The sequence below is a fragment of the Stenotrophomonas sp. 99219_Sma genome (assembly GCF_056480785.1).
On record NZ_CM151117.1, the window covers coordinates 2,395,832 to 2,421,026 of the forward strand.

The following is a 25,195-nucleotide window of genomic DNA, read 5'->3' on the forward strand; positions in this document are numbered from 1 at the left end:
TCGTCGATCTATGCCCCCGGTTCCTTCGATGGCGCCTTCCCGCCCGTGCATCCGGCACCAAGGAGTACGACGGACACGACGAAGGCATGAAACCAACGTCTGTTTCGAACGGTCATCGAAGTGGCTTCCATGCGTTGGCGCTTGAAGGGCGATCAGGAAAGAGCGCACACGATAGTCGATTGTCGAGACGAACACGCTGGCTGCGGAGCGCCTCCTGGCCCTAAGCATCGCCCCCGAGATCAATCACCCGGTCAGTCGGGCTCACGATGCCGCGCCGATGGGTGATGGCCACCACGGTTACATCGTTCGCCAGTGCGCGGATATGGTCCATGATCTCGCGTTCAGTGGCCTCATCCAGCGCGGAGCTTGCCTCGTCCAGAAACAGGATCGCCGGCTCGCCATACAGTGCACGGGCAATCGCGATGCGTTGGCGTTCCCCGCCGGACAACTTCAGGCCCCGCTCGCCCACCGTGGTTTCCAGCCCCTCGGGCAGCGCCTCGATCAACGGCAGGATCGCAGCCTTGCGTGCGGCATGCCGCAGCCGATCATCATCACGCGCGCGCCCGAGCAGGATGTTGTCGGCCAGGCTTTCGTTGAGCAGGATGACATCCTGCGGAACCACCGCGACAGCGGCATGCCAGGCCGCACGGTCGATCCGGGACAGGTCAAGGCCATCGACCAGGATCCGGCCACGCTGGGGATCGATCGATTTCAGGGCGAGCTTGAACAGCGTCGACTTCCCTGCCCCGGTCGGCCCGATCAGGAAATTGATGCCGCCACGTTCGGCCTCGAAGGACACATCGCTTACCCCGCGACCGTTGCCATAGCGGTGGCTGACCTGCTGGAACTCCAGGCCACCGCTTTCCCCGGCGAAGCGCTGGGCATCGGCCACCTGCTGCTCCTCGGGCGCCGCCCACAAGGTGGAAAGCGGAGCCAGCATGCTCCACGAGCGCGCGACGTCATCGATCGAACGGGCGATCATCTCGAACGGCATGTTGAGCTGGAGCAGCAGCAGATTGAACAGGACGATGTCGCCGACGCTCAGACCGCCGCTCTGGTAGCGCGGCAGCAACAGATGGAAGGTAACGATGAACTCGACCGCCAGGCCGATGCCCAGCAGCGCAATGAAGCCGATCCGCTGCAGTACGTAGGCGCGCCAGCTGTCGCGCACCTCCTGGGCCTTCTGCTCGAAGCGCTGCACCATCCAGGCGCTGCCGCCGAACTGGCGCAGCGTCTCCATGGCATTCATGGCATTGCCGACGAAGCGCGCGTTCTGCTGGCCGGCCTCGACCGCAGCTTCGCGATGGATGCGTGCGCGCCGGGTAGCGATGGCGGAAAGCGTGACGGCTACCGTGCCGTAGGCCAGCACGATGGCCACCACCTGCAGGTTGATCAACGCACCCAGCGTTATCAGCGTCAGCAGGATCTGCAGGGCACTGGGAATGAAGGCCACCAGCCCCAGCTGCACCACGATCTTCAGCGCGCCACGGCCTTTCTCCCCTGCAACCTGCAGCTCGGCGGCGTTGTACTCCAGGAAGAAGCTGTTGGTCTTCTTCAGCAGACGGGCGAAGTAGCGGGTACTGGTGATGAAGCCAAGATTCTCGCCGCTGAGGAACGACAGGTACTGCACGGTGTTCTGCAGGGCGCTGCCAGCGCCAAGCATGACCGCATACAGCAGGAAGCCGCCCGCGAGAGCGCCGACCCCGTCGATGGGCAGACGGTCGATCAGACGTGAGAAAAGATAGGGCGCCGCAACATTGGCCAGGCTGGATAGCACGACACTGCCGGCGATGAGCAGCAGCAGCCTGCGGTCAGCCTTCCAGTACGTGCCCAGGATTTCAGCGACGGGCGGCGGAACAGCAGTCTTCTTCATCGGCCTGGTTCCGGCGTGGACTCAACCCTATAATGATATGCTATAACATATCCATTCAGGAGCGACGTAGCCACGTCGCAGGCCACTTTCGGATGGGATCGATGGACCGGGGAATGACGAACGTATCCGCTGCCATGCCACGCGCGCTCATGGCCCTCAGCATTGCCGCTGCACTGTTGGCCAGCGTGCCTGCGATCGCCCAGAACCCCGGCGATGCCCGGCGTTCGCGGGCCGCAGGCGCAGCACCCGAGGCGCCGACCGCCACCCTGGACAAGGTGCTGGTGGTCGGCAGCAACATCCGCGATGCCACTGGCGGAGGCGCCTCGCCGGTGATCGTGATCGACAAGGAGGCCATCGACCGCACCGGCGTGGCCACCGTGCAGCAGCTGTTCGAGAAACTGCCGCAGAACTTCGGCGGTGGCGCCAATGGTGCCAACGTCGCCAACCTTGGCGTCGACCGCGATACCGGCAACAACTTCGGCCAGGGCACCGCCATCAACCTGCGCGGTCTGGGAACCGGCACCACGTTGACCCTGATCAACGGCCACCGCGTGACCTCGTCGAACCGCTACCAGTACGTGGATGTCTCGCTGATACCGCTGAGTGCGGTGGAACGCGTGGAGATCCTCACCGATGGTGCCTCGGCCATCTATGGCACCGATGCGGTCGGCGGTGTAGTCAACATCATCCTGCGCCGCGACTTCACCGGGTATGAGACCGCTGTGCGTTACGGCGCCGTGACCACCGGCGGCATGGAGGAATACCAGGCCTCGCAGTCGGCAGGCTGGTCGTGGGATGGTGGCCATGTGCTGGCCAACTACGAGTTCCTGAAGCAGAGCAACCTGCCGGCGGTGGACAAGGATTTCTCGAAGAACGTGCGGGTCAAGCCGTACGACCTCTACCCCGGTTCGAAGCGCCACAGCCTGTACGTAGACGGCGTGCAGCAGCTCAGCGATGTGCTGACCCTGAACGTGACCGGCTCGTTCGCCAAGCGCGAGATGGACACCACCATTTCCGGCACGGCCGACGAAACCCGGTTGTTCCCGCATACGCGCCAGTTCGACCTGTTCGCCGGCCTGACACTGGACCTTCCGCGTCAGTGGCTGGCGCGCCTGGATTCGGGGTTCGGCAGGAGCGATGTGTCCTATCAGCGCACCACCATCACCGGCAGTTCGGCCAGTACGGCGCCACCGACCGATACGAACTCCGAATCGCGTTACCTGGACCTGGTCGCCGACGGTGAGCTGTTCAGCCTGCCCGCCGGTGGGGTTCGCGCGGCATTCGGCGCGGGCTATCGCCGCGATGGCTATGAACTGATCGATCACCGCGGCCTGGAAAAGCCGCTCGACCTGCAGCGTACCGTGAGGTCCGCTTTTGCCGAGCTCAACGTTCCGCTGCTGAAGGATCTGCCGGGCGTGCGCAGCCTGTCCCTGACCGCCGCAGCGCGCTATGACGACTACAGCGATTTCGGTTCCACGCTGAACCCCAAGTTTGGCCTGCTGTGGGAGGCGACCCAAGGGCTTTCGTTCCGTACCAGCTACGGCCGCTCCTACCGGGCACCGGTGTACCAGGACATGCAGTTGAACAACACCGTGGTGGTGGCGAACGTGCCCAACCCGAGTGCAGCCAATGGCAACACCATCCTGATGATGCTCTCCAATGGCAATCCCGATCTGGGCCCCGAACGGGCCAAGACCTGGACCGGCGGTTTCTCGTTCGCGCCGCCGTCGCTGCCGGGGCTCAAGATCGATGCGAACTACTACCACATCGAATACGCCGACCGTATCGGCAGCGGCTTCGGCGGCAGCTTCCCGTCGCTGTTCCTGCAGTCCACCGCACCTTACGCAGACATCCTGACCACCAATCCCACGCAGCAGCAGATCCAGCAGGCACGCCAGCTGGGCGTATCGGGGCTGGGCCTGTTCGTCTCGCGCGTGGGGCCGTATGCGTTGCCGCCAGGCATGGACGAAACCAACAGCCAGGTGATCCTCGACAACCGCTTCCGCAACAACGCCTTCACCCGGCAGCGTGGTGTCGACTTCAGCGGATCCTATGGCTTCGATGCCGGCCAGACCCACATCGGGCTGAACCTGGCCGGGCAGTACATCATCGAGTCGAAGCGGCGCGTGACCAGTACGTCGCCCGAGGTGGATGCGGTGAATTCGGTTTACTACCCGGTGGACCTCAAGATGCGCGGTGGCATCGCGCTGAGCCGGCAGCAGGCCGCGGCGGGGATCTTCGTGAACTACGTGGACAGTTATCGCGACCCCGCCAATGTCGCCCGGCCCCACATCAGCTCCTGGACGACCGTAGATCTGAACCTCGCCTACCACTTCGGTGCATCGGCGGACCCGCAGCGTGGCACCTCGCTTGCGTTCAACGTGCAGAACCTGTTCGACCGGGATCCGCCGTTCATCGTCAACAGCATCAACACCGGCTATGACCCCACCAATGCAACAGCGCTGGGTCGCTTCCTGTCCATGACGCTGACGCACCGCTGGTAAGCCGCCATGCGCGCCGAAGCCCCTGCCCTGTCCCGGTCCGTCATGGCCATCCAGCAGGCGTTTGCTGTTGCGGCAACCCAGCTCACGCTGATGTGGCGCGAGCGGCGCGTGCTGTGGCTCGCCCTTGCCCTGTTGCTGATTGCGGGAGCATCGGTGCTCAGTGGTGCTGCACGCCTGACCATGCATGCGCAGGAGCGCCAGGCAATGAGCGAGGAAGAGGCGCGGCTCTGGGACAGCCAGGGCACAATCGACCCGCATAGCGCCGCACATGTGGGGCGTGCCATTGCTGCCCCTGTGCGGCCACTGGCTGCACTGGACCCGGGGCTGACGGACTACCTGGGAACCTCGGTGTTCATCGAAGGCCACGCGCAGAACCCGGCCCGGCACCGTGCCGTGGATGGTGGCACCGCACTCAGCCGCTTCGAGGGTTTCTCTGCGGCGTGGGCGCTGCAGGTGGTGGCGCCGCTGCTGATCATCCTGGCCGGGTTCGCCACACTGTCCGGCGATGTGGCCTGCGAGACGCTGCGCCAGGAACTCGGTACCGGCGCCTCGGCCGGCGTGCTGATCTGTGGACGCTTGATTGCCCTGGCGGCCGCCTCGCTGCTGCTGGTGCTGGCCATGCTGCTGATCAGTCTTCCGGGGCTGTCCATCCAGTACGGCGACGCCACGGATCTTGCCGCCCTGCTCGCACTGGCGGCCGCCTACCTGCTCTATCTGCTGGTGTTCTGTGCACTTACCGTGGGGGTGTCGGCACTTGCCGGCTCGGCACGGACGTCACTGGTCGTGCTGCTCGGCTTCTGGGTGGTGTCCACACTGCTGCTGCCGAGGGTGGCGCCTGCGGTTGCCGAATCCCTGTACCCGACCCCTTCGGCACCGGCGTTCAGGACCGGCGTGACCGAAGAAGCGGAGAACGGCGCGGATGGCCATGACCCGGCCGACAAACGCCTTGATGCCCTGCGCACGGCGTTGATGGCGCGCTACCGGGTCGACAGCGTTGACGACCTGCCGCTGAACTTCCGCGGTGTGGCGCTGGAGTTTGCCGAGGCCAACTCGACGCGCGTCTACAACCGCCATTTCGATCGCCTGCATGCCACCTACCAGCAGCAGGACGCCACCCAGCGCCTGTTTGGCCTTGCCTCGCCGACGCTGGCGCTGCAGTCCTGGTCGCGCGCCTTCGCCGGCACGGATTTCCCGGCGCATCTGGCGTTCCTGCGCGGCGTGGAGGACTACCGTTATCGGTTGATCCAGGCACTCAACCAGGAAGTGAAACTGCACAAGGCACCACAAGGCGGGAAGCATGTGGCCGACATCGCCGGCATCACCCGTTCAGTGCACTACCGGCCGCCGCAACAGACCCTGGCCGGTACCGCTACCGCGCAGCGCGGAAATCTCGTCATTCTGCTGGCCTGGCTGATGCTGGGTTGCGTGGTGGTGCTCATCTCCGCTCGGAAGCTGGGGAGATCGCCATGAACGTTGTGTCGATTGCCCGCTATGAGATCCGCCGATTGCTGCGCGATCGAGCGCTGCCGGTGCTGCTTGTCCTGCTGCTCGGGCTGGGTGCCTACGCCGCGTGGAACGGCCGCGCATGGGTGGACCAGCGGGAGGCGGCCATCGCCCTGATCAAGCAGGAAGAACAACAGACGAAGGAACGCAGCCGGGCATTCGTCGGCAAGGCGCCCTCGGTGCTGCCCCGCACTCAGCCGGTGCTTGCGCCTGCCGCCATGGCACCGCTGTCGATCGGCCAGGCAGACGCCTACCCCTACACCGCCGATGTGGTCGCGCTGGGCGATCCGACCCAGCTGCTCAAGCACGTCTGGGCCGACATCGGCAATCCAGCGGCACGGGCTGCGGGACGGTTCGACCTCGCCTTCGTCATCGTCTTCCTGCTGCCGTTGGTCATTCTCGTGGCCACCCACGATCTGTGGTCCCGTGAGCGCGAGCGCGGCATCGCGGCGCTGGTGCTGTCACAGCCGGTGTCGGCAACGCGCCTGCTGATGGTCAAGGTGCTGGCCCGTGGCCTGATGGTGCTGCTGCCCGCACTGGCCATCCTCCTGGCGGTGACGATCGGGGCCGGCGCGCGCAGTCCTGCGGGCCTGGCCATGCTGGCCCTGACCGTCCTCCTGTACGGCGCGTTCTGGCTGGCCCTTGCACTGCTGATCGGCTGCCTTGCCCGGCGCACCACCGAGGCGGCCATCGCCGCCGGCGCGCTGTGGCTGCTGATCGTGGTCATGGCGCCGTCGCTGGCGCTGGCCACGGTGAATCTGATCGCGCCGCCGCCGTCACAGATGCAGTTCGCCACCGAAGTAAAGGCGATGCAGTCCGATATCGCCACGCGCCAGCGGCGCGAGCATGCGAGGTCGGCGCCAGTGAATTCGCCGTCCCCCGTCATCTCCGACACTGTGCGCCAGGCCTACGCCGATCGGGTTGCAGCTGACCGGGAACTGGAACGCCTGATCGCCTCGCATGCGCAGGCCGAGGCCGCATATCGCCAGGTTCTGGACAAGGTGCGGCTGCTGCTGCCGGCCGTCGCGACACAGGACGCGCTCGACCGCATCGCAGGCTCGGATGCCGACCGCGCGCTCGACTTCCAGGGACAGGTCCACTCCTTCTGGCAGGCGCGGCGGCTGTTGCACAAGGCCTATCTGGATCGTGACGCGCCGCAGACCTTCGAAGAGTACGACACCCTGCCCCGCTTCCAGTTCCACGAAACAGCCGGCGTCGCCCAACGTGGTGTCCTGGCCGATCTCGCCGCACTGATCATTGCCACCCTGCTTGTCCTGCTTGCAGCCGGTGCATTGCGCAGCCGGCTGGCAACGCCCTGAGTAGACGTCCACATGCTGTCTGCAAAAAGCCTGGTCATGGAACACGGTGCACATCGGGCGCTGGATGACGTCAGCTTCGAGGTGAAGCCCGGCGAGATCTTCTGCCTGCTGGGCGCCAACGGCGCCGGCAAGTCGACCACCATCAAGCTGTTCCTTGGCTTTCTGAAACCCACCTCCGGTGCGGCCGAAGTGGACGGTCTCAGTGCGCACCAGCAGCCGCAGGAGGTACGCCGGCGGCTGCTGTACATCCCCGAGACCGTGGCGCTGTACGACGAGCTGACCGGCTACGAGAATCTGGACTACTTCGCGCGCCTGGCCGGTGTCGAGGAACGCTCGCCAGCGCGGTTGAAGGACGCACTCAGGTCCGCCGGCCTGGCGACCGACGCATTCGGGCGACGCGTGGGCCTCTATTCCAAGGGCATGCGGCAGAAGGTCGGCATCGCACTGGCCATCGTCAAGGAAGCCAGGGCCCTGTTGCTGGATGAACCCACCTCGGGCCTGGACCCTACGGCGTCAGCCGAGTTCCACGAGCTGATCGTGCGGGAACGCGATCGCGGCACAGCGATCCTGATGGCCACCCACGATCTGTTCCGTGCCCGTGAGGTGGCGACCACGATCGGCCTGATGCGGGCCGGCCGCCTGCGCAGGACGCTTGATGCCAGCACGATCACCGCGAACGATCTTGAGAGCCTGTACCTGGAAGAAATGAGCCGCAGCGCCTAGGCCACGGCGGCCGCCTGCGCGCCACGCTGGCCGGACCAGCGCCGCAGCCACGCTTCGATGTTGATCTGCGGGCCGAAGATGCCGAGCACCTGCGATGAGTGGTCCGGGCCGACCTGCTGGATGCCGGCATCGGCCAGCGCGCTGTCGAGATAGCCGCGCTTGGCCAGCATGCCGTCAACCAGCAGATTCCTGATGAACTGCTTGTGCCCCTGGGTGACCGCCACGGAGTGATCATCCAGATAGGATTTCACCTTCCGCGACAGCAGCGCATCCGGTAATAGTCCCTTCATTGCACGCCGCGCGATGGTGCGGTCTTCCGCGTCCGCGATGAGCAGGTGCAGCGGAATGCGCGCGAACAGTTCAACAAGCGGCTGCGCACTGATCGGCGATACACCATGCCAGTGGCCGGCGCCTTCGAACGGATCAAGGACGCTGGTCGGGAACACCATCCGGCCGATATGGGCCAGCTTGTAGGGTGATACGCGATGGCCCTGCGCCTGCGCATGCCGCAACCAGGCCGGCTGCAGGCCATCCTGTTCGGCGCGGTCCACCCGCACCCATGGGCACGGTTTGCCCCAACGGCCATTGATGCTGCCTGGCCGCTTGAGCAGACCATGGACCATCGCATCCTTCAGCACGCCGTACAGTGAATCGCCGGACTGCGCGGTTTCGAAGGCGACGCGGAAGAAATCCCGGTCGATGCCGCGCCGCCAGGCGTAGTCGATCGCAGCGGCATTGCCCTTGAAACGCAGGAACACCGCATCACCGCCAACACCGGTGAACTGCACGGTGTCACCGTCGAAGGCCACGTCACGGCGGTGGAGAAGATAGCCGGAACAATGCGCCGGCCGGGCTGTACGCGGGAAGGTCATGATCTCTTCCAGCGCGCAGTGAGGTTGCCTTCGGTACTCGATGTATTCGCAACGCCTGCCCGAGGAATCACTGGCCCCTTGCACTGCCATCCGCGCGAACAGCCGTTCGTCGGCGCCGATGCCATCATCGTAGTGGTGAACACACGTCACCTCCGGTGCCGACGGCGCCTGCAACAGGCCGGCCAGGATGATCGAGGAATCCAGACCGCCCGACAGCTGCAGCTGGATGCGCCGGTGCGGGCTGGCCAGTGCACCGATGCAGCCCAGCAGCGTGGAACGCGCCAGCGACACGGCTTGCTGAAGATCTTCGATCGGCGCGTCGCGGGCCAGCCGCACCACATTCCACTGGCACTGCCGGCCCACCGGTTCGCCGTTCCGGATCGAAACCGCCTCACCGGCTTCGACGGCAGTGACTTCCTCAAAGCCGGTCTGCAGGCCATCACGAAACGGATACAGCAGCGAATAGGACAGGAATGACCAGTCGACGTTGAACTCGCGCAGGCCCAGCAGCAGGCAGTCTTCCATGTTGGAGAAGACCACCGTCAACTGGCCCACGGTGGTCATGTAGCACGGGATCTCCGCGGTGGGATCGCGCAGCACGAACCAACTCGCTGTCTCTGGCTGGTAGCCAAACGCCACGTATCGCCCCCAGTACTGCTGGACGATGCTCCGGCCAAGGCTGCTGCAGGCGGTGTCGGCCGAGCCCGCATCGAGGCGCACGCGGCCGGGCACGGTGCCTTCGCTGAAATCCTTGTGGAACAACGCACCGAGTACCACCAGCGCATCCGATCGACTGGATTCGAAATAGCCGGGGTTGTCACTCTGCGCATAGATCGCAGCACCGTTGTCGTTCAACACGCAACCAATGCCAGGCAGCGCGGCCTCGATGCGTTGCACGGCCTGTTGCGCCTGGGCTGTTGCGGCGTCAGAGAGGGTGTTCCAGAGCACGGCGATGTATCGGTACATGCGTCAGGTTTGGTTACAGCACCAGAATGGGAACCATCCGGCGCAGGTTGAAGGGAATGTCGGTCAGCACGTGATCGCCGTGCTGCAACCAGCAGTGCGCGGCGAACGGCTGGGTTCTGACCGCGAACACCCAGCGCGGCACGATGCCGTACTTCGACAGGAACTCGCGCATCGCCAGGCAGTAGAGAAAGCACTCATCAGTTTTCCTGAAGGCCAGGGGTCGTAGCCAGTCGAACACCCGGACCCGCGACGCCAGTTCTTCAATGCTCACATGCGTGCCGTGGTGGTGATCCGCTCGACGGCGCTCGGCAGACACCGTGGCACTGAAAGGAAGGAATGTTCTGCTGCAGGCGGCATGGGCACACGAGACAATGAAACGACGCAGGTCCCGAGCCATGATCGGTGGACGGCCGCGAGGTGCGCCCTCGCGCACCCAGTACCGTGGCAGCGTAATGGCAGGGCTGGCGGCGGATTTGCCCAGCAGCGGGTCCGCGGTGATCAGGCGGCGGTCGATCAAGGCCTGCAGAAGCCTTGGCGTGCTTGCGTCATCGGACTGCAGGGGCCAATCGAGAACGAGCTTGCCAAGGCCCGCGGCGCCGCGCCTTTCAAGGGAAAGATACTTACCCGTGGCCTGGTCCAGAATCACCATCGCATCGCCGGTGACACAGACGTGGGCGTGCTTTGACAGGAAGTACGGGGCGGCTGCCTGCTCCATCATGCGCTCCTGCGCCGGAACCGGAGAAGCGGTGCATGCAGGGCATGCACCGCAGATGCGACGTTGTGCGGAAGATCAGGGCGACGTGGTCGGGAACACGCCATCCCACAACGTGCCGTGGTTGTGCGCCTTCGTTTCCGAAACCACCGAGCCCAGCTCGATCAGTTCGCCTCCCACACCCTGATCCTCAGGGTTCTGCTGTCCTGCCACTACACCCAGCTCAATCAGCTCGTTCATGAACATCTCCTCTAGTCAGTGGATGTATCCATGCGTTGCGTTGGATCGCGTTGCATTGGATACGGAGCAGCCAAGCCACCATCGCCGCCACAGTGCGGGGCGATTGCCGCCAAGGCATCGAAATGTTACGATATAACATATTATTTTGGCGTGACGAACGACGCCAACGGCCCGCTGTCGATGCGACACATGAGAGGCAAGAGGGATGAACACCGAAATCAGTGCTGACGGGCTGGATCCCACGCTTCTGCTGAAGGGGATGTTTCCCCTGCCGAAGCTCATCCGCTTCGTACGGGAGCGTTGCCCCCCGGGACGCTTCGACGAGGCTGCGCTGGTGGAGGAATGGCGGACGGCACGTGCCGAGGTGCTGAGGCTGCAGCAGAAGGAAGCCGGTGAGGCCGACGCCATCAATGTCCATGCGTTGGCGGATGAGATGCTGCCGCTGGCTGAGCAGACGCTGCGACAACCCTCGATGCACCGGATGACGAGTGTTCTGCCACGCAGTTGGCAGATGGTCGAGATCGATCGACTGGTGATCTTCCAGGAGTGCATCAACCTGCGTCACATCGATCAGTTGGCGGCATCCCTGACCGCCTCGCCCACCGCGCAGGAGGTCATGCAGCTTGTCGCGCGCAGCGGCAGCCATGCACATCCGGAAGTGCGCTTCACCCAGTCCGATGGCAGCTACACCTTCGCGTCCACCTCGAACGACCTGCGCTTCCTCGATGTGGCGACCCTCGATCCGGCTGCCATCGCCGACTACGAGCCGTTCGGCGCAGCCAGCCACGCCGTCGTCATCTATCTGGGTTTCAGTGACAACCTGATCAGCGCCACCCGGTTCGGCAGGCGCATGGTGCTGACCAATGGCTCCCATCGCCTGTACCTGCTGCGCCGGCTCGGGTTCAGCCATGCGCCCTGCCTCGTCACCGATGCCTCCGACAGCGACCTCAGCGAGGTTCTGCTGCCGGCGGCGGTCAAGCAGGATCGCGGATTCTACCTGTCTTCCCCGCGTCCGCCGCTGTTCAAGGACTATGTCGATCCTCGCCTGACCTGCGTCGTGCCGGTCACCCGCAAGCACTACGCTCTGAGGGCCAAGCTCGACCTGCAGAGGATCACGGTTCCGGCGCTGTAATCCTGGGCCGAACCCTCCCCTCCCTGGGGCCACGTCGACAGAGATGGCCGGATTGGTGAATCACCTGGCGGAACTGTCGAATGACGCCTGTCGGGTTGACCCATACGCTTCCCATCCTCAACAAGAGAGGATGTCAGCGTGATTGAACAGCCACGGACCACCGAACCCGCAGGAAAGGACACGCCGATCGTCCATGTCCTGATGGGACTGATCTGTGTCTGGCACCGGCGCCAACCGGGGTCGGCACACGATGACCAGTGAGCGCCACCGTGCTGTGCGGCGTCCCTCTCGGACCTAGGCGCCGCCGTGGAGATTTCGATTGCGGGGCTGAGCGAGGTTGGGCCCGACTATCCGGACCGTGTCGATCTTCCGGTGATGGTGCTTGGGCTGGACCCCATTCCAGATGCCTGGCAGATGCCCTTCCATGCGCACCGGAAGGCACAGCTGCTGGTTGCCACGCGCGGCTTGATCATGCTGGAGACTGCAGCCGGCCTGTGGGTGGTTCCCCCACAGGGTGCGATCTGGATTCCCGGTGGCCTGTCCCATCGGGCCAGCAGCAGTGGGCGGCCGCACGGGTTCGTGGTGTTCGTGGAACCCGGTGTCGTGCCGGGGCTGCCGACGCACTGCGCTGCAATGGCGATCACCCCGTTCATGCAGGCCTTGCTGGAGCGGGCGTCCGCCCTTCCCGGGCACTACGAGCCCGGCAGCGCGCAGGACCGCCTGATGGCCGTGTTCCTGGATGAGCTGATCGCCGCGCCACCGGAGTGGCTCCATCTGCCCATGCCATCCGATGCAAGGTTGCGCCGGCTTGCCAACGCAATGCTGGACACGCCAGCCGAACGGGCAACGCTTGAAGTCTGGGCGAGCCGGATTGGAATGAGCGAGCGCAACATGTCGCGCCTGTTCTCTGGAGAAACCGGTTTAAGCGTAAGGCGCTGGCGCAGGCAGCTGCATGTTGTGGTCGCGCTGCCGCTGCTGGCCAAAGGCAGGACAGTACAGGCCGTTGCGGACCACCTGGGCTATGACAGTGCCGGAGCGTTCGTGACCATGTTCCGCAAGACCGTGGGTGCGCCGCCCAAGCGTTTCCTGGCGGAGCGAGGCACTCGGCAGCGGGCATCGGACGCCGACGATCAGCGGCCGCAGGAGCCACGTTGACGGATGCGGGAGCGCGTGGCTCCCGCACCGGCAAGGATTGTCCTTCCCCTCAGCGCTGGTAGTCCTTCAGGAACAACCAGGTGATCAGCGTGGCATCCGGCCCCTTCGGGTCGGTGAACGGCAGGCCGGACTGGCTGCCGCTCCACGCATGGCCCATGCCCTGCACCACATAGTGCTGCACCAGCGTCCTGCCACCGTAGGCGTAGGTATCCACCGTATACGCACGTCCACCCGGCACCTGGCCGTGATAGGTGCTGGTCGGCACGTACTTCACCGAGTCGTTGTCCAGACCGTCGTCGGCCAGATCATTGGTCTGCAGGAACTGGCGCACGGCCTGCTGGCCGTTCACCGGATTGACGGTGAGATCGGCGCTGCCATGGAACACCAGCACCGGCAGCGGTCGCGGCGACGGCGATCCCGAGCACTGCCAGGCCAGACGGCCATTGCTGTCCGGCGAATAGATGCTGCCGGCCAGCAACGCATAGGCGCTACCGGAAATCGTGGTCGCACCCTTGAACATGCCACCGGAATGGATGGCGCCGGCAGCGAACACATCCGAATAGCAGGCCAGCATGATCGAGGTCATCGCGCCGCCCGCGGAAATGCCGGTGACATACACCCGGTGCGGATCCACGCTGTAGCCCGCTTTCACCTTGTCCACGATGCCGGCCAGGATCGAGGCTTCGCCGCTGTCGCGGGCCTGGTTGATCGGCAGCTGCCAGTTCCAGCAGCGGGCCGGATTGGAGGTGACGTTCTGCCGGGGGTAGACCACGATGAACCCCTCCGTGTCGGCCACATCATTGAAGCCTGACGCCTCGCCCATCAGGTTCGGCCCGGTCACACAGCCATGCAGCACCAGCAGCAGCGGCAGCGGCCGGCTGTCGTCATAGCCGGCCGGCACCCATACCTGGTACTCGCGGGCGCCGAACAGATTGCCGTAAAGGCCGATATCCCAATGACCGGCCGGGCCAGCGGCAACCGCGCTGCCCGCCATCGCCAGCCAGCTGCACAACACCAGCAGTACCGCCTTGATCGAATCGATTCCGGATTTCATGACCAGATCCTCGTGCGTGAGTCGTGGATGAAGGAGTACCGGGGACCGCTTCCGGCTGGGGGCGCGCCCAGTATCCGCATCCACGGGCCGCTGCCGACTGGACCTAGGTCCACTCGCTGCTGGCCGATGACACCGCTAGCCTTGGCTGCAGGGGTGGCAATGGGCCATCCGCACGCTCATGCCTGGGGGAGGACCGAATGAAACGGAATTGTTTGAGTCTCATGATCGGCGCGCTGCTGGCCACGGGGCCGGTACTGGCACAGGAATCACCGACGGCAGGCAGATCCGCTTCGCCGACCAACCTGGACAGCATCAAGGTCACCGCGCGCAAGCGTGAGGAAACCCTGCAGGAGGTGCCGGTTGCCGTCACCGCATTTACCTCCGAGGCGCTGGACAAGATGAATGTCCAGGACATCAGCGACCTCGATGCGCAGGTGCCCAACCTGACCATCTACGCGGCGCGCGGCGCCAGCAGCACGGTCACTGCCTACATCCGTGGCATCGGCCAGTCCGACCCCACCTGGGGCGCGGACCCGGGCGTCGGCATCTACCTGGATGACGTCTACATCGCACGTCCGCAGGGTGCGCTGCTGGATGTGTTCGATGTCTCGCGCATCGAGGTACTGCGCGGCCCGCAGGGCACGCTCTACGGCAAGAACACCATCGGCGGCGCGATCAAGTACATCTCGCGCGGCCTGCCCACCCAGACCGAGGGCTTCGCCCAGATCACCGTGGGCAACTACAGCCAGCTGGATGCGAAGGCGGCCATCGGCGGCCCGATTGGCGGCGCCGACAGTGGCCTGCGCGCCCGCGTGGCGGTGGCCAGCATGAACCACGACGGGTTTGGCGAGAACACCTTCAACGGCCAGCCGGTCAGCGACAAGCAGATCAATGCCGCCCGACTGAACGTCGGCGCGTACGCGGGCGATGACTTCGACGTGCAGTTCGCACTGGACTGGATCGATGACCAGTCCGGCATGCGCGGTTCGAAGATGCTGGCGCCCAATCCGTTCCTGCGCGCATACCCGCCGATGGACAGCCGCTATGACATCCGCTCGGGCATGCGCAACCTCAACAACGTGGAGAGCAAGGGTGCCTCGGCTACGGTGAACTGGCGGCCGAACGAGGACATTGCGCTGAAGTACGTGGTCGCCAAGCGTGAATCGGACAGCGAGGCCAACATCGACTTCGATACCGCGCCGGTCAAGCTGGCCGACGTGGCTGGCACCTATCACGACGACCAGGTCAGCAACGAAGTGCAATTGAACTACGATGCCGGCGGCCGGGTGCGCGGTGTGGTCGGCCTGTACCAGTTCAGTGGCGAGGCGGGCGGCCAGATCCAGAACAACTACTTCAGTGCGCAGTTCGCCGACAACCAGGGCAAGGTGTTGACCGACAGCATCGCGCTGTACGCGGACTGGACCTTCGACCTGACCAGCAAACTCAAGCTGGATGTAGGCGCCCGTTACACCGACGAGGACAAGCGCGCGATCGTGCTGAACCGCCTGTACGCCGACCCGGGTTTCAGCCGGCCGGTGGCGGTGACCGCGGACTTCGACAAGAAGACCAACTTCAAGAACGTCTCGCCCAAGGTCTCGCTGGACTACCAGATCACTCCGGACATCATGGTCTACGGCCTGGCCACGCGTGGCTTCAAGTCCGGTGGCTACAACATCCGCGCCAACGCTGTGGCCGTGCCACGCTCGGCCGAGCCGTTCGACGACGAGACCGTGGACAGCTACGAGGTCGGCAGCAAGATGGCCTTCCTCGACCAGCGCCTGTTCCTCAATCTGTCGGCCTTCTACAACAAGTACAAGGACATCCAGTTGTCGGTGTTCACCGGCCTGGATACCAATGGCGATGGCGTCGATGACTCCTTCTTCGGTGATTTCACCAATGCCGGCGCAGGTACGGTCAAAGGCCTGGAAGTCGAGTACCAGTACCTGCCCAGCCAGCACTGGCTGATTTCCGGCAACCTGGCGTGGCTGGATACCAAGTACGACGAGTACATGGATCGTGGCGTCAACGTGGCCAGGCAGATGAAGTTCACCAACGCGCCGGAGTTCTCGGGCGCGTTCAACGTGGAGTACCGCACCGAGCTGGCCAATGGCAGCAACCTGTCGGCACGGGTGAGCTACAGCTACCAGAGCGAGGTGTGGCCGACCACCGACCTGAGCCCGGTGATCCGCCAGCAGGGCTACGGGCTGGTCAATGCCGGCGTCATCTGGCGCCTGGATGATGCGTGGACCTTCTCGCTGCAGGGCACCAACCTGGCCGACAAGGAATACCGCACCACCGGCTACAACATCCCGGCGGTCGGCACGCTGATTGGCTTCTATGGTCCGCCACGCCAATATAGCCTCAGCGTCCGTTACGATTTCTAGCGCATCCGTTACGATCTCCAGGAAGCTTCTGCATGACGCAGTCTTACGACGACCTTTACTGGAACAGCAATGATGGGTTGCGCCTGCACGCGCGCGACCATGCACCCGATGCGGGGCGGGCAGCGCGTGGCACGGTGGTCTGCATTCCCGGGCTGACCCGCAATGGCGCCGATTTCGATGCGCTTGCCGATGTGCTCACCGCCGAGGGCTGGCGCGTGATCGCGGTCGACCTGCGCGGTCGCGCAGGCTCGGAACGCGCATATGACCCGTCCAGCTACAACCCGCGTGCCTATGCGGATGACATGGTTGCGCTGCTGCGCTCGCAGAACATCGCCAAGGCGGTATTCGTCGGCACCTCGCTGGGCGTGCTGGTGACCATCACCCTCGCCTCGCGCGCGCCCGAGCGGATCGCGGGCGCAGTGCTCAACGATGCCGGCCCCAAGGTGCCGCGTGAGGCGCTGGCACGGATCGGCAAGTACGCCGGCAAGCCGGTGCCGCCGATGGACCTGGTGCAGGCCACCGCTTACGTGGAATCCATCGGCAAGGCCGCGTTCCCTCGCTTCAGTACCGACGACTGGCGGCAGATGGCGGTGCGCACCTTCCGCCCGCGCAGCGATGGACTGCTGGAGCTGGATTACGATCCGGCCGTGATCCGAACGACACGTCCGTGGCTGCTGTGGTTGCTGCGGCCGGTGCTGTGGCGTGCGGTTCGTGGGCTGACCGCACGGGTGCCGGTACTGGTGGTGCGCGGTGCGCTGTCCGACATCCTGCCGGCCGATGTCGCGCGGCAGATGGCGGCCACCTCGGAAAGTGCCCGCCTGGTGGAAGTGCCGGATGTGGGACACGCTCCGATGCTGTCCGAGCCAGAGGCACGTGACGCGATCCTGGCCTTGCTGGAGCGTGTGGCGTGAGTGCGGAGAGCAATCTGCCTCCCGCGCTGCAGGCGTTGCAGCAGTGGGCGGCCAGCGAGCGGGTGAGTGGCGTGACCCACGTGGACCAGGCGCGCATCGATGCCTTTGCCGACGCCACCGGCGACCACAACTGGATCCACGTCGATCCAGGCCGCGCGCAGACGCAGCTGCCGGGCGGGCAGACCATCGCGCACGGTTTCCTGCTGCTCTCGCTCACCGTGCAGGACGATGTGGTCGCCCTCACCGGCTTCCCCGGCATCGCCCATGTGCTCAACTACGGCCTCAACAAGGTCCGCTTCCTGGCGCCGGTACCCAGCGGGTCCGGGGTGCGGGTGCGCTCGCAGCTGGTGTCACTGGACGCGCGCCAGCCGGGCCAGTGGCTGCTGACCCAGCGCAAGGCCGTCGAGCGGGTTGCCGATGGCGAGCTGGCACTGGTCGCTGAGCAGCTGTCACTGATCGTGGTCGTCCCCTAGCACCACCCTGCCCGGTTCTCTCCCTACACTGGAGCGATGTTGACGCCCTCCATCGTCCTCTTCGCCTGCATTGCATGGACCGCACTGCTGTTTGGCGTGGCGCTGTGGGGTGAGCGCCGGGGGCACCGGCTTTCGAAGGCATGGCCGCTCATCTACGCGCTGTCGCTGGCCGTGCACTGCACCGCGTGGACCTACTACGGCGCGGCCTCGCAGGGACTGCAATGGGGCTTCCCCATTCCACCCACCCTGGCCGGCATGGCGTTGATCTTTGCCTTCGGCCTGCCGTTCCTGCTCCGCCTGGGGCGGCTGGCCAAGCAGCACAACAGTGCCACCATCGCTGATCTGGTCGTCGCACGACTGCGTGCCGATCGCGGCCTCGGCTTCACCATCACCCTGGTGGCACTGTTCGGCATCATTCCCTACATCGCCCTGCAGCTGAAAGCCGTCAGTCAGGGCCTGGGCGCGCTGCTGGGCGATCGTTTCGCGCCTGCTGCCGCGCAGCTGGACATGTCGTTCTGGTTCGCCCTGACGATGGCGGCGTTCACCCTGCTGTTCGGTGCACGCAAGGCATCGGCCACCGAGCCCAATCGTGGCATCGTGGTCGCACTGGGGCTGGAGTCGGTATTGAAGCTGGTGGCGCTGCTCGCCATTGGCCTCTATGCGGCGCTGTCGGTGCGCCAGGCGGGCACGCCGCTGCTGGAAAAGATGGCGCAGCTGCCGCCACCGGCCATCATGCCGGACTATCTGACCATGGTCGCGCTGGGGGCGATCTCCGCGTTTACCCTGCCGCACCAGTTCCATGTCGGCGTGGTCGAACTGCGCCAGACCTCGGACCTGAGGACGGCACGCTGGTTGTTCCCGGTCTACCTGCTGCTGATCGGGTTGCCGTCGGTGCCGATGGCGCTGGCCGGTGCCGCGCAGCTGCCCGCATCGGTGTCGCCTGACCTGTACGTGCTGGCGCTGCCGCAGGCCGGTGGCCACCACCTGCTGGCGCTGCTGGCCTATCTGGGCAGCCTGAGCGCCGCCACCGGCATGATGATCCTGTCCGGGCTGACCCTGTCGATCATGCTCGGCAACCATGGCTTCGGCTCACGGTTGCTGGACGGTATTGCCGGCGGTGCCGCGGCGGCCGACCTGCGTCCACGCGTGCTGGCCTTCCGCCGTGCCGGCATCCTCGCCGTGTTCCTGATGTCGTGGCTGTACAGCCGGGCGATGAGCGACACCGAGGCACTCAGCGATTTCGGCCTGATGTCCTTCACCGCCCTCTCGCAGCTGGCGCCGGCGGTCCTGCTGGCGGTGTATCGCCCGCGCACGCCCTCTCCGGCCATCATCGCCGGCATCGTGCTGGGGTCGTTGGCCTGGCTGTGGCTGGTGCTGCTGCCGATGGTGATCCCTGCCTCGCCCCCCGCCTCGGGGCCCGATGACCTGCACTGGCTGTCCGTGGTCTCGCTGCGCCTGCAGTCGGGCCATATCGCCATCAGCATGGGCGCCAGTCTGGCGGTCAACCTGCTGACGGTTGCGCTGGTGTCGCGCGCGGTGCGTCCCTCGTTGCCGCGACGACGGGATGCGGTGGCAGCAGCCTCGCTGCGCAGGACGGCCGGACGCTTCCTCGGCCAGGAGCGGGCCCGGCAACTGATGGATGGGCATGCCGGGCAGCTGCTGGACGACGACCGGGTCATCACCATCGAACGCGAACTGAGCGCCGTGGTCGGCGCGGGCATGGCGCGCCTGCTGGTGGAGGCCGCTCGCGATGGCGGTGCCGCGCCCTTGGATGCGGTGACCCGTGCTGTGGGCGAAGCCACCCAGGCGCTGCGCTTCAACCAGCGCCTGCTGGAAGCGGCGTTGGAAAACATGAGCCAGGGCATCAGCGTGGTCGACGCGCAGCTGCAGCTGGTGGCCTGGAACAGCCGCTACGCCGCGTTGTTCAAGTTTCCGCCCGAGTTGCTGCAGGTCGGGCAGCCGGTGGTCAATCTGACAGCGTGGGCGCTGGCCGAGCTGAAGATCGGTGACGGCCCCGGTGACACTCGCGACAAGGCTTTGCAGCGTCGCGTCGCACACATGCGGCGTGGCACGCCGCATCTGTCCGAACGGATCTTCCCCGACAACACCATCGTCGAGATCCGTGGCAATCCGATGCCCGGCGGTGGCTACGTGGCCACCTTCACCGACGTCACCGCCTTCCGCCGCGCCGAGGAAGCGCTCAAGCGCAGCAATGAAACCCTGGAGCGCCGCGTACAGGACCGCACCGCACGGCTGGAACAGGCAGTGCACGAAGCCGAGCGCGCGAACGTTGCCAAGACACGCTTCCTGACGGCGGTCGGCCACGACCTGATCCAGCCACTGCATGCGGCGCAGCTGCTGACCGATGCGATGTCGCAGCACATCGAATCGGAGTTCCTCGACAGTTTCCTGCGCCAGATCCGTGGTGCGCTGGACTCCACCGACGACCTGCTGTCCGGGCTGCTGGATATCTCCCGGCTTGAGGCGGGTGGACTGGTCGCCGATCCGCGCCCCTTCGCGCTGTCGACCGTCCTGGATCCGCTCGCGCAGGAGTTCGCGGTACTGGCGGCGGCGCGCGGCCTGCAGTTCCGTTACGTGCGGACCCAGGCATGGGTGCACAGTGACCCGCTGCTGCTGCGCCGTGTGCTGCAGAACTTCCTGGCCAATGCCATTCGTTACACCCGCCATGGCGGTGTGTTGCTCGGTGTGCGCCGCCAGGGACAGGCACTGCTGATCGGTGTGCATGACACCGGCCCCGGCATTGCTCCGGAGCAGCAGGCGGTGGTGTTCGAGGAGTTCCACCGGGTCGATCGCAGCAACGGCCAGGGACTGGGCCTGGGCTTGACCATCGCGCACCGCATCGCCGACCTGCTGCACGCACCCCTGCACCTGCGCAGCGTGCCCGAGCACGGCTCGGCCTTCTCGATCAGCGTGCAACGCGCAGCACCCCCTGCGACCCCGCGCAGCTCACCGCCAGCGGCGGGCAGCAGCGCGCTCAAGGGAGTCCGCGTGCTGGTGGTCGACAACGACCCGGACGCACTGGAGGCGATGCGGCAGCTGCTGCTTTCCTGGGGTTGCGATGTCGTCGCGGCAGGCCAAGCCGATGACATCGGACCGTCAGCGCACGAGGCGGCGCTGTGGCTGTTCGACTATCACCTGGATGATGGCGATACCGGTGTTGCGCTGTGGAAGCGGCTGGTAGGCATGCATGGGCCGCGTCCGACAGTGATCCTCAGTGCGGATGCCGGCAGCGATACGCGCGAGGCGGTGCGCGGCGTTGGGCTGTCCCTGCTCAACAAGCCGTTCAAACCGTTGGCGCTGCGCTGGGCGATCAACCACCTGCTGGCGGCCAGCACCACGCCCTGACCGGTCAGGGCTCAGGCAGTTCTTCGATCTGCCGGGACGGATCGGCCAATCCCATTTCGTGCAGCACGCGGATGGCCTGCGCGCGGTTGCGCACGCCCAGCCGCTCCATGATGCGTGTCATGTGTGCCTTGACCGTGCGCAGCTGTACGCCCAGCCGGTCGGCAATCTGCTTGTTGAGCAGGCCCTCGGCCACCAGCCCCAGTACCTTGTACTGATGTGCCGACAGGCTGGCCAGGCGCGCGGCCAGGTCGGCATCCCTGCTGAACGTCGCCACCCGGGCCACCGGTTCGCGCAGCAGCGCCGGGATCCAGCGCTCGCCCACCAGCACGGACTGCAGCGCGGACTGCAGCTCGTTCAAACCCGAGCTCTTGGGCAGATAGCCCGCGGCGCCAAGGTCGATGGCACGCCGGATGACCTGCGGCTCCTCGTTAGCGGAGACGATGATGATCGCCAGGCCCGGCTGCAACGCACGGATCGTGGCCAGCCCGGCCAGTCCGTGGTTGCCCGGCATGTGCAGGTCCAGCAGCATCAGATCGATCGACTGGTTCTCGATCACCTCCAGCACGCTGTCCAGCGAATCAGCTTCGCTGATCTGCAGATCGGCGACCGCCTCTTCCGCCGCGCGATGCAGTGCCGCGCGGAACAAAGGGTGATCGTCGGCGATGAGCAGGGTGGGCATGTCCTGGCGAGATTATCAAATCGGGTGCGCGCGGGAACAGGTACCTAGGTACGCTGGTGCAGCAGGAAGGGCTTGCTAGTGTGGTGCGGAGAAGGCCGGCGACCGCAACGCCGCCCACGAGGAAATGCCATGTCATCCGCTCCCACTCCCGATGCCCATGCCTATCCACTGCTGATCAAGCAGCTGCTGCTGATGCCGCTGGCGGTGAGCCCTGAACAGGAAATCGTCTACGGCGACCAGGTCCGATTCGACTACCGCACCCTGCAGGCGCGCATCGGCCAGCTGGCCGGCCTGTTGACCTCGCTGGGAGTCGGCCACGGCGACACGGTGGCGGTGATGGACTGGGACAGCAACCGCTACCTGGAGGCCTACTTCGCCGTGCCGATGATCGGTGCGGTGCTGATGATGGTGAACGTGCGCCTGGCCCCAGAGCAGATCGCCTACACGCTGAACCACGGCGGGGCGCGGGTGATCCTGGCCAACCGCGAGTTCCTGCCGCTGCTGGACGCCATCGACGAGCAGCTGCCGGACCTGCGCACGCGCATCCTGCTGGACGATGCAGGCGGTCCGCTGCCGCCAGGCTTCGCCACCGAGTACGAAGCGGGGTTGCGCGATGCCACGCCGATCGTCCGCTTCCCGGACTTCGACGAGAACGCCCGTGCCACGGTGTTCTACACCACTGGAACCACCGGGCTGCCCAAGGGCGTGTATTTCAGCCACCGGCAGCTGGTGTTGCATTCGCTGGCGGCGATGGCCGCGCTTGGCGGTGCACCCCGTCAAGGCCGCCTGCATCGCGACGATGTCTACATGCCCATCACCCCGATGTTCCATGTGCACGCGTGGGGCCTGCCCTACGTGGCTACGGCGATGGGCATCAGGCAGGTCTATCCGGGGCGCTACCTGCCTGCGACGCTGCTGGCATTGATCGCCCGTGAGAAGGTGACCTTCTCGCACTGCGTGCCAACCATCCTGCACATGCTGCTGGAGCATCCGGACGCGGCGCAGACCGACCTGGAAGGCTGGAAGGTGATCATCGGCGGTGCCGCCCTGCCGCGTGCGCTGGCGCAGCGTGCGCTGGCGCGGGGCATCGACATCTTCGGCGGCTATGGCATGTCCGAGACCTGCCCTCTGCTCACCATCGCCCAGATCGACGTGGACAGCGTGACCGATGCCGATGAGGTGCTGTCGCTGCGCACCAAGGCCGGCATACCGGTACCACTGGTGGACCTGCGCATCGTCGACCCGGACATGAAGGATGTCGCCCACGATGGCATCGCCACCGGAGAGGTCGTCGTGCGCGCACCCTGGCTCACCCAGGGCTACCTGCACGATCCGGATGCATCTGCAGCACTGTGGGCAGGAGGCTATCTGCATACCGGGGACATCGGCAACATCGATGAATGCGGCTACCTGAGGGTGACCGACCGTATCAAGGATGTGATCAAGACCGGCGGTGAGTGGATCTCCTCGCTCGCCCTGGAGGACATCATCGCCCTGCATCCGGCGGTCAGCGAAGTCGCGGTGATCGGCATCGCCGACACGAAATGGGGCGAGCGGCCGTTGCCGCTGGTGGTCAGGCAGCCTGGCAGTGAGGTGACCGAAGCGGAGATCATCGAACTGGTCGCTGCGCGAAGCCGCTCAGGGGACATCTCACGGTATGCGATTCCGGAACGGGTCAGTTTCGTGGAATCGATCGAGCGGACCAGCGTGGGCAAGATCAACAAGAAGAAGCTGCGTGGGTTGCATGACCCAGCGACTGGCTCGGGCCGTGGGTGATCTCCGCCCGATCGCCGAGGTCAGTGTTCGCACGGCGAGGTATGGAGCGGCACCCCGGAACCATGATCTCCCGAGGTACCACTGTACTGCAGCAGACCTGGTTCAGTTCTGCCAGGACCGGTCACCCTCAGTCGATGCAGGGTCCCTTCGCAGCGATCTCCGTGCCGGATCCCTTCGCACCGATGCTGGCGGGGCCCTGGCATGCGTCAAAGCTGTACTTGATCAGCTTCCACGCCCCACTCGACCACCGGTATGTCCACGACTCGGAAGCACCGCTCGGCAAGGTATTGGAGATCGAGATGACCTCTCCCTCCACACCACGTGCAGGCAATGGAACAGGCGGGCCCGCCGCACCGGCCGGCTTCAGGCTGCCAGCAGACTGATAGCTGTGCGAGATGGCCAGTTCGCCCGTCTGCAACGCCGGCGCGTAGGCGGGCGAATTCCGTTTGATCCAATCGACGATGTAGCCGGCTTCCAGCGAATCCGGCGCGTACGTGGCCTTCGTAACTACAGTGGCGGTCGCGGTGCCCGCGATCGGTCCTGCATTGACGCCCCCACCGGGGACTCCACTCAGTGCCAGCACCAATGGCAGCGCCGCGCCCAACAGCGAGAACTTCATACCCTGCTCCTTGTGTGTATGCAGCTTTCTCAACGGGCCGTCTATGACCCGCGGGCAGTGTAGGCATTGCGGACAGGCTGGGCATCGGCGCAGTCATGCCCATTTCTCATATCCATCAGGCTTCGAGCGCGAGCTGTCCTGCTGAAGGTCGCAGCGCCGATTGTGTTGAACGCGGCGCTCAGATCCGCGTCGTTGCCATGAACCGTTCGCGGTCCTGCTGCGTACGGCGGCGGATCTCCTCCAGCGCCTGGCTTTCGGTCGCCTGCAGCATGGCTTCGAACAGGCGCTGGAAGTGATGGCGCATCGCATTGCGCGCGGCCACTGGATCACGCGCGCGCAGGGCTTCGAAGATCGCCATGTGCTCGTCCGCACGGCTGGCGCCATCATCATGGCAGACCCGGGCATAGACCTCGGTCACCCGCGGCAGTTCGCTGCGCATGCGCCAGATCTGCTGCACGAAGAATTCCACCACCGGGTTGCCGGAAAGCCGTGCGATGGCCAGGTGGAAGCGGCGGTCGTACTCGCCGGCTTCCGCGTCACTCAGGTCGCGACGGCACAGCGCTTCGGCCAACGCCTGCAGCTCGGCAATGCCGGCATCATCCAGATTGCTGGCAGCCAGAGCGGCGGCCTCGGCCTCGAATACCGCGCGGGCGGCGGTGAGGTCGAAGGCGCTGACATCCGGCAGACCGCCGGACGCCTGCGTCGGGCGCGGTTTCACATGCACGCCCGAGCCGATGCGGATGGCGATCCAGCCCTGCGCTTCCAGTGCGATCTCGGCTTCGCGGATGGTGACCCGGCTGACACCGAACCGTTCGGCCAGCTCACGCTCGCCCGGCAGCCGCGAGCCCGGCGGAAATTCGCCATCCTCGATCAGCTTGCGGAGCTTGGCAGCGATGGTCTGGTAAAGGCGGTTGGCGGACATGCGGCTGACCCT

At 65.5% G+C, this 25,195-nt stretch carries 19 protein-coding genes; 11 read left to right on the forward strand and 8 right to left on the reverse strand.

Annotated elements, in window-relative coordinates; translation table 11 throughout:
- Positions 1 to 220 precede the first annotated feature (220 nt).
- Positions 221 to 1,873 carry an ABC transporter ATP-binding protein gene (locus ACZK13_RS11045; protein ID WP_180837141.1) on the reverse strand — a complete coding sequence of 551 codons (1,653 nt, stop codon included), beginning with the start codon at positions 1,871 to 1,873 and terminating at the stop codon, positions 221 to 223.
- A 113-nt stretch (positions 1,874 to 1,986) separates the two neighbouring features.
- Here ACZK13_RS11045 and ACZK13_RS11050 point away from each other — a divergent pair, with 113 nt between their 5' ends.
- From ACZK13_RS11050 to ACZK13_RS11065, 4 genes are read left to right on the forward strand one after another with little or no spacing between them, the layout of a single operon-like run.
- Entirely contained in the window at positions 1,987 to 4,377 is a 2,391-nt protein-coding gene (locus ACZK13_RS11050; RefSeq protein ID WP_258015731.1) for a TonB-dependent receptor plug domain-containing protein, read from the forward strand.
- Between the two features lie 6 nt (positions 4,378 to 4,383).
- The gene (locus tag ACZK13_RS11055; RefSeq protein ID WP_478481641.1) at positions 4,384 to 5,847 is read left to right on the forward strand and encodes a DUF3526 domain-containing protein; all 1,464 of its coding nucleotides are present in this window, start codon (positions 4,384 to 4,386) and stop codon (positions 5,845 to 5,847) included.
- On the forward strand, positions 5,844 to 7,199 hold the full coding sequence (locus ACZK13_RS11060; protein ID WP_180837147.1) for an ABC transporter permease subunit: 1,356 nt from the start codon (positions 5,844 to 5,846) through the stop codon (positions 7,197 to 7,199). Before ACZK13_RS11055 ends, ACZK13_RS11060 begins: the two co-directional genes overlap by 4 nt.
- Before the next feature lie 12 nt (positions 7,200 to 7,211).
- The gene (locus ACZK13_RS11065) at positions 7,212 to 7,922 is read left to right on the forward strand and encodes an ABC transporter ATP-binding protein (RefSeq protein ID WP_100468543.1); all 711 of its coding nucleotides are present in this window, start codon (positions 7,212 to 7,214) and stop codon (positions 7,920 to 7,922) included.
- Here ACZK13_RS11065 and ACZK13_RS11070 read toward each other — a convergent pair.
- The 3 genes from ACZK13_RS11070 to ACZK13_RS11080 all read right to left on the reverse strand — a co-directional run bounded on the left by ACZK13_RS11070 (position 7,919) and on the right by ACZK13_RS11080 (position 10,712).
- Entirely contained in the window at positions 7,919 to 9,760 is a 1,842-nt protein-coding gene (locus ACZK13_RS11070) for an asparagine synthase-related protein (RefSeq protein ID WP_197615183.1), read from the reverse strand. The two genes, ACZK13_RS11065 and ACZK13_RS11070, sit on opposite strands and share 4 nt — an antisense overlap.
- Before the next feature lie 13 nt (positions 9,761 to 9,773).
- The gene (locus ACZK13_RS11075) at positions 9,774 to 10,475 is read right to left on the reverse strand and encodes a lasso peptide biosynthesis B2 protein (RefSeq protein ID WP_180837151.1); all 702 of its coding nucleotides are present in this window, start codon (positions 10,473 to 10,475) and stop codon (positions 9,774 to 9,776) included.
- A gap of 75 nt (positions 10,476 to 10,550) precedes the next feature.
- A complete protein-coding gene (locus ACZK13_RS11080; protein WP_012511114.1) occupies positions 10,551 to 10,712 on the reverse strand; it encodes a hypothetical protein in 162 nt (53 codons plus the stop codon).
- 205 nt (positions 10,713 to 10,917) lie between these two features.
- Here ACZK13_RS11080 and ACZK13_RS11085 point away from each other — a divergent pair, with 205 nt between their 5' ends.
- Positions 10,918 to 11,844, forward strand: coding sequence for a hypothetical protein (locus ACZK13_RS11085; protein WP_180837153.1), 927 nt, complete (start codon positions 10,918 to 10,920; stop codon positions 11,842 to 11,844).
- 471 nt (positions 11,845 to 12,315) lie between these two features.
- Positions 12,316 to 12,999 (forward strand): AraC family transcriptional regulator, encoded by a 684-nt coding sequence (locus ACZK13_RS11090; protein WP_238378259.1) that lies wholly within the window; start codon positions 12,316 to 12,318, stop codon positions 12,997 to 12,999.
- 49 nt (positions 13,000 to 13,048) lie between these two features.
- Here the strand turns inward: ACZK13_RS11090 and ACZK13_RS11095 are convergent, their stop codons facing one another.
- The gene (locus ACZK13_RS11095) at positions 13,049 to 14,053 is read right to left on the reverse strand and encodes an extracellular catalytic domain type 1 short-chain-length polyhydroxyalkanoate depolymerase (protein ID WP_478481642.1); all 1,005 of its coding nucleotides are present in this window, start codon (positions 14,051 to 14,053) and stop codon (positions 13,049 to 13,051) included.
- 221 nt (positions 14,054 to 14,274) lie between these two features.
- On the opposite strand from ACZK13_RS11095, the gene ACZK13_RS11100 reads away from it, so the two are divergent.
- From ACZK13_RS11100 to ACZK13_RS11115, 4 genes are read left to right on the forward strand one after another with little or no spacing between them, the layout of a single operon-like run.
- Positions 14,275 to 16,437 (forward strand): TonB-dependent receptor, encoded by a 2,163-nt coding sequence (locus ACZK13_RS11100; protein WP_478482520.1) that lies wholly within the window; start codon positions 14,275 to 14,277, stop codon positions 16,435 to 16,437.
- A 32-nt stretch (positions 16,438 to 16,469) separates the two neighbouring features.
- Positions 16,470 to 17,348 (forward strand): alpha/beta fold hydrolase, encoded by an 879-nt coding sequence (locus tag ACZK13_RS11105; RefSeq protein ID WP_180837154.1) that lies wholly within the window; start codon positions 16,470 to 16,472, stop codon positions 17,346 to 17,348.
- Positions 17,345 to 17,821, forward strand: a complete 477-nt coding sequence (locus ACZK13_RS11110; RefSeq protein ID WP_180837156.1) for a MaoC family dehydratase — start codon at positions 17,345 to 17,347, stop codon at positions 17,819 to 17,821. Before ACZK13_RS11105 ends, ACZK13_RS11110 begins: the two co-directional genes overlap by 4 nt.
- Positions 17,822 to 17,857: 36 nt before the next feature.
- Positions 17,858 to 21,187: a hybrid sensor histidine kinase/response regulator gene (locus ACZK13_RS11115; RefSeq protein ID WP_180837158.1), complete on the forward strand. Its 3,330-nt coding sequence runs from the start codon at positions 17,858 to 17,860 to the stop codon at positions 21,185 to 21,187.
- A 4-nt stretch (positions 21,188 to 21,191) separates the two neighbouring features.
- Here ACZK13_RS11115 and ACZK13_RS11120 read toward each other — a convergent pair whose 3' ends face one another.
- Positions 21,192 to 21,866, reverse strand: a complete 675-nt coding sequence (locus tag ACZK13_RS11120) for a response regulator transcription factor (RefSeq protein WP_180837161.1) — start codon at positions 21,864 to 21,866, stop codon at positions 21,192 to 21,194.
- A gap of 129 nt (positions 21,867 to 21,995) precedes the next feature.
- Between ACZK13_RS11120 and ACZK13_RS11125 the strand changes: the two genes are divergently transcribed.
- On the forward strand, positions 21,996 to 23,642 hold the full coding sequence (locus tag ACZK13_RS11125) for a fatty acid--CoA ligase (RefSeq protein WP_180837163.1): 1,647 nt from the start codon (positions 21,996 to 21,998) through the stop codon (positions 23,640 to 23,642).
- 127 nt (positions 23,643 to 23,769) lie between these two features.
- On the opposite strand, the gene ACZK13_RS11130 is transcribed toward ACZK13_RS11125, so the two are convergent.
- Both ACZK13_RS11130 and ACZK13_RS11135 read right to left on the reverse strand, forming a co-directional pair.
- Positions 23,770 to 24,261 carry a hypothetical protein gene (locus ACZK13_RS11130; protein WP_180837165.1) on the reverse strand — a complete coding sequence of 164 codons (492 nt, stop codon included), beginning with the start codon at positions 24,259 to 24,261 and terminating at the stop codon, positions 23,770 to 23,772.
- A gap of 178 nt (positions 24,262 to 24,439) precedes the next feature.
- Positions 24,440 to 25,183, reverse strand: coding sequence for a FadR/GntR family transcriptional regulator (locus tag ACZK13_RS11135; RefSeq protein WP_032127248.1), 744 nt, complete (start codon positions 25,181 to 25,183; stop codon positions 24,440 to 24,442).
- Positions 25,184 to 25,195: the final 12 nt, after the last annotated feature.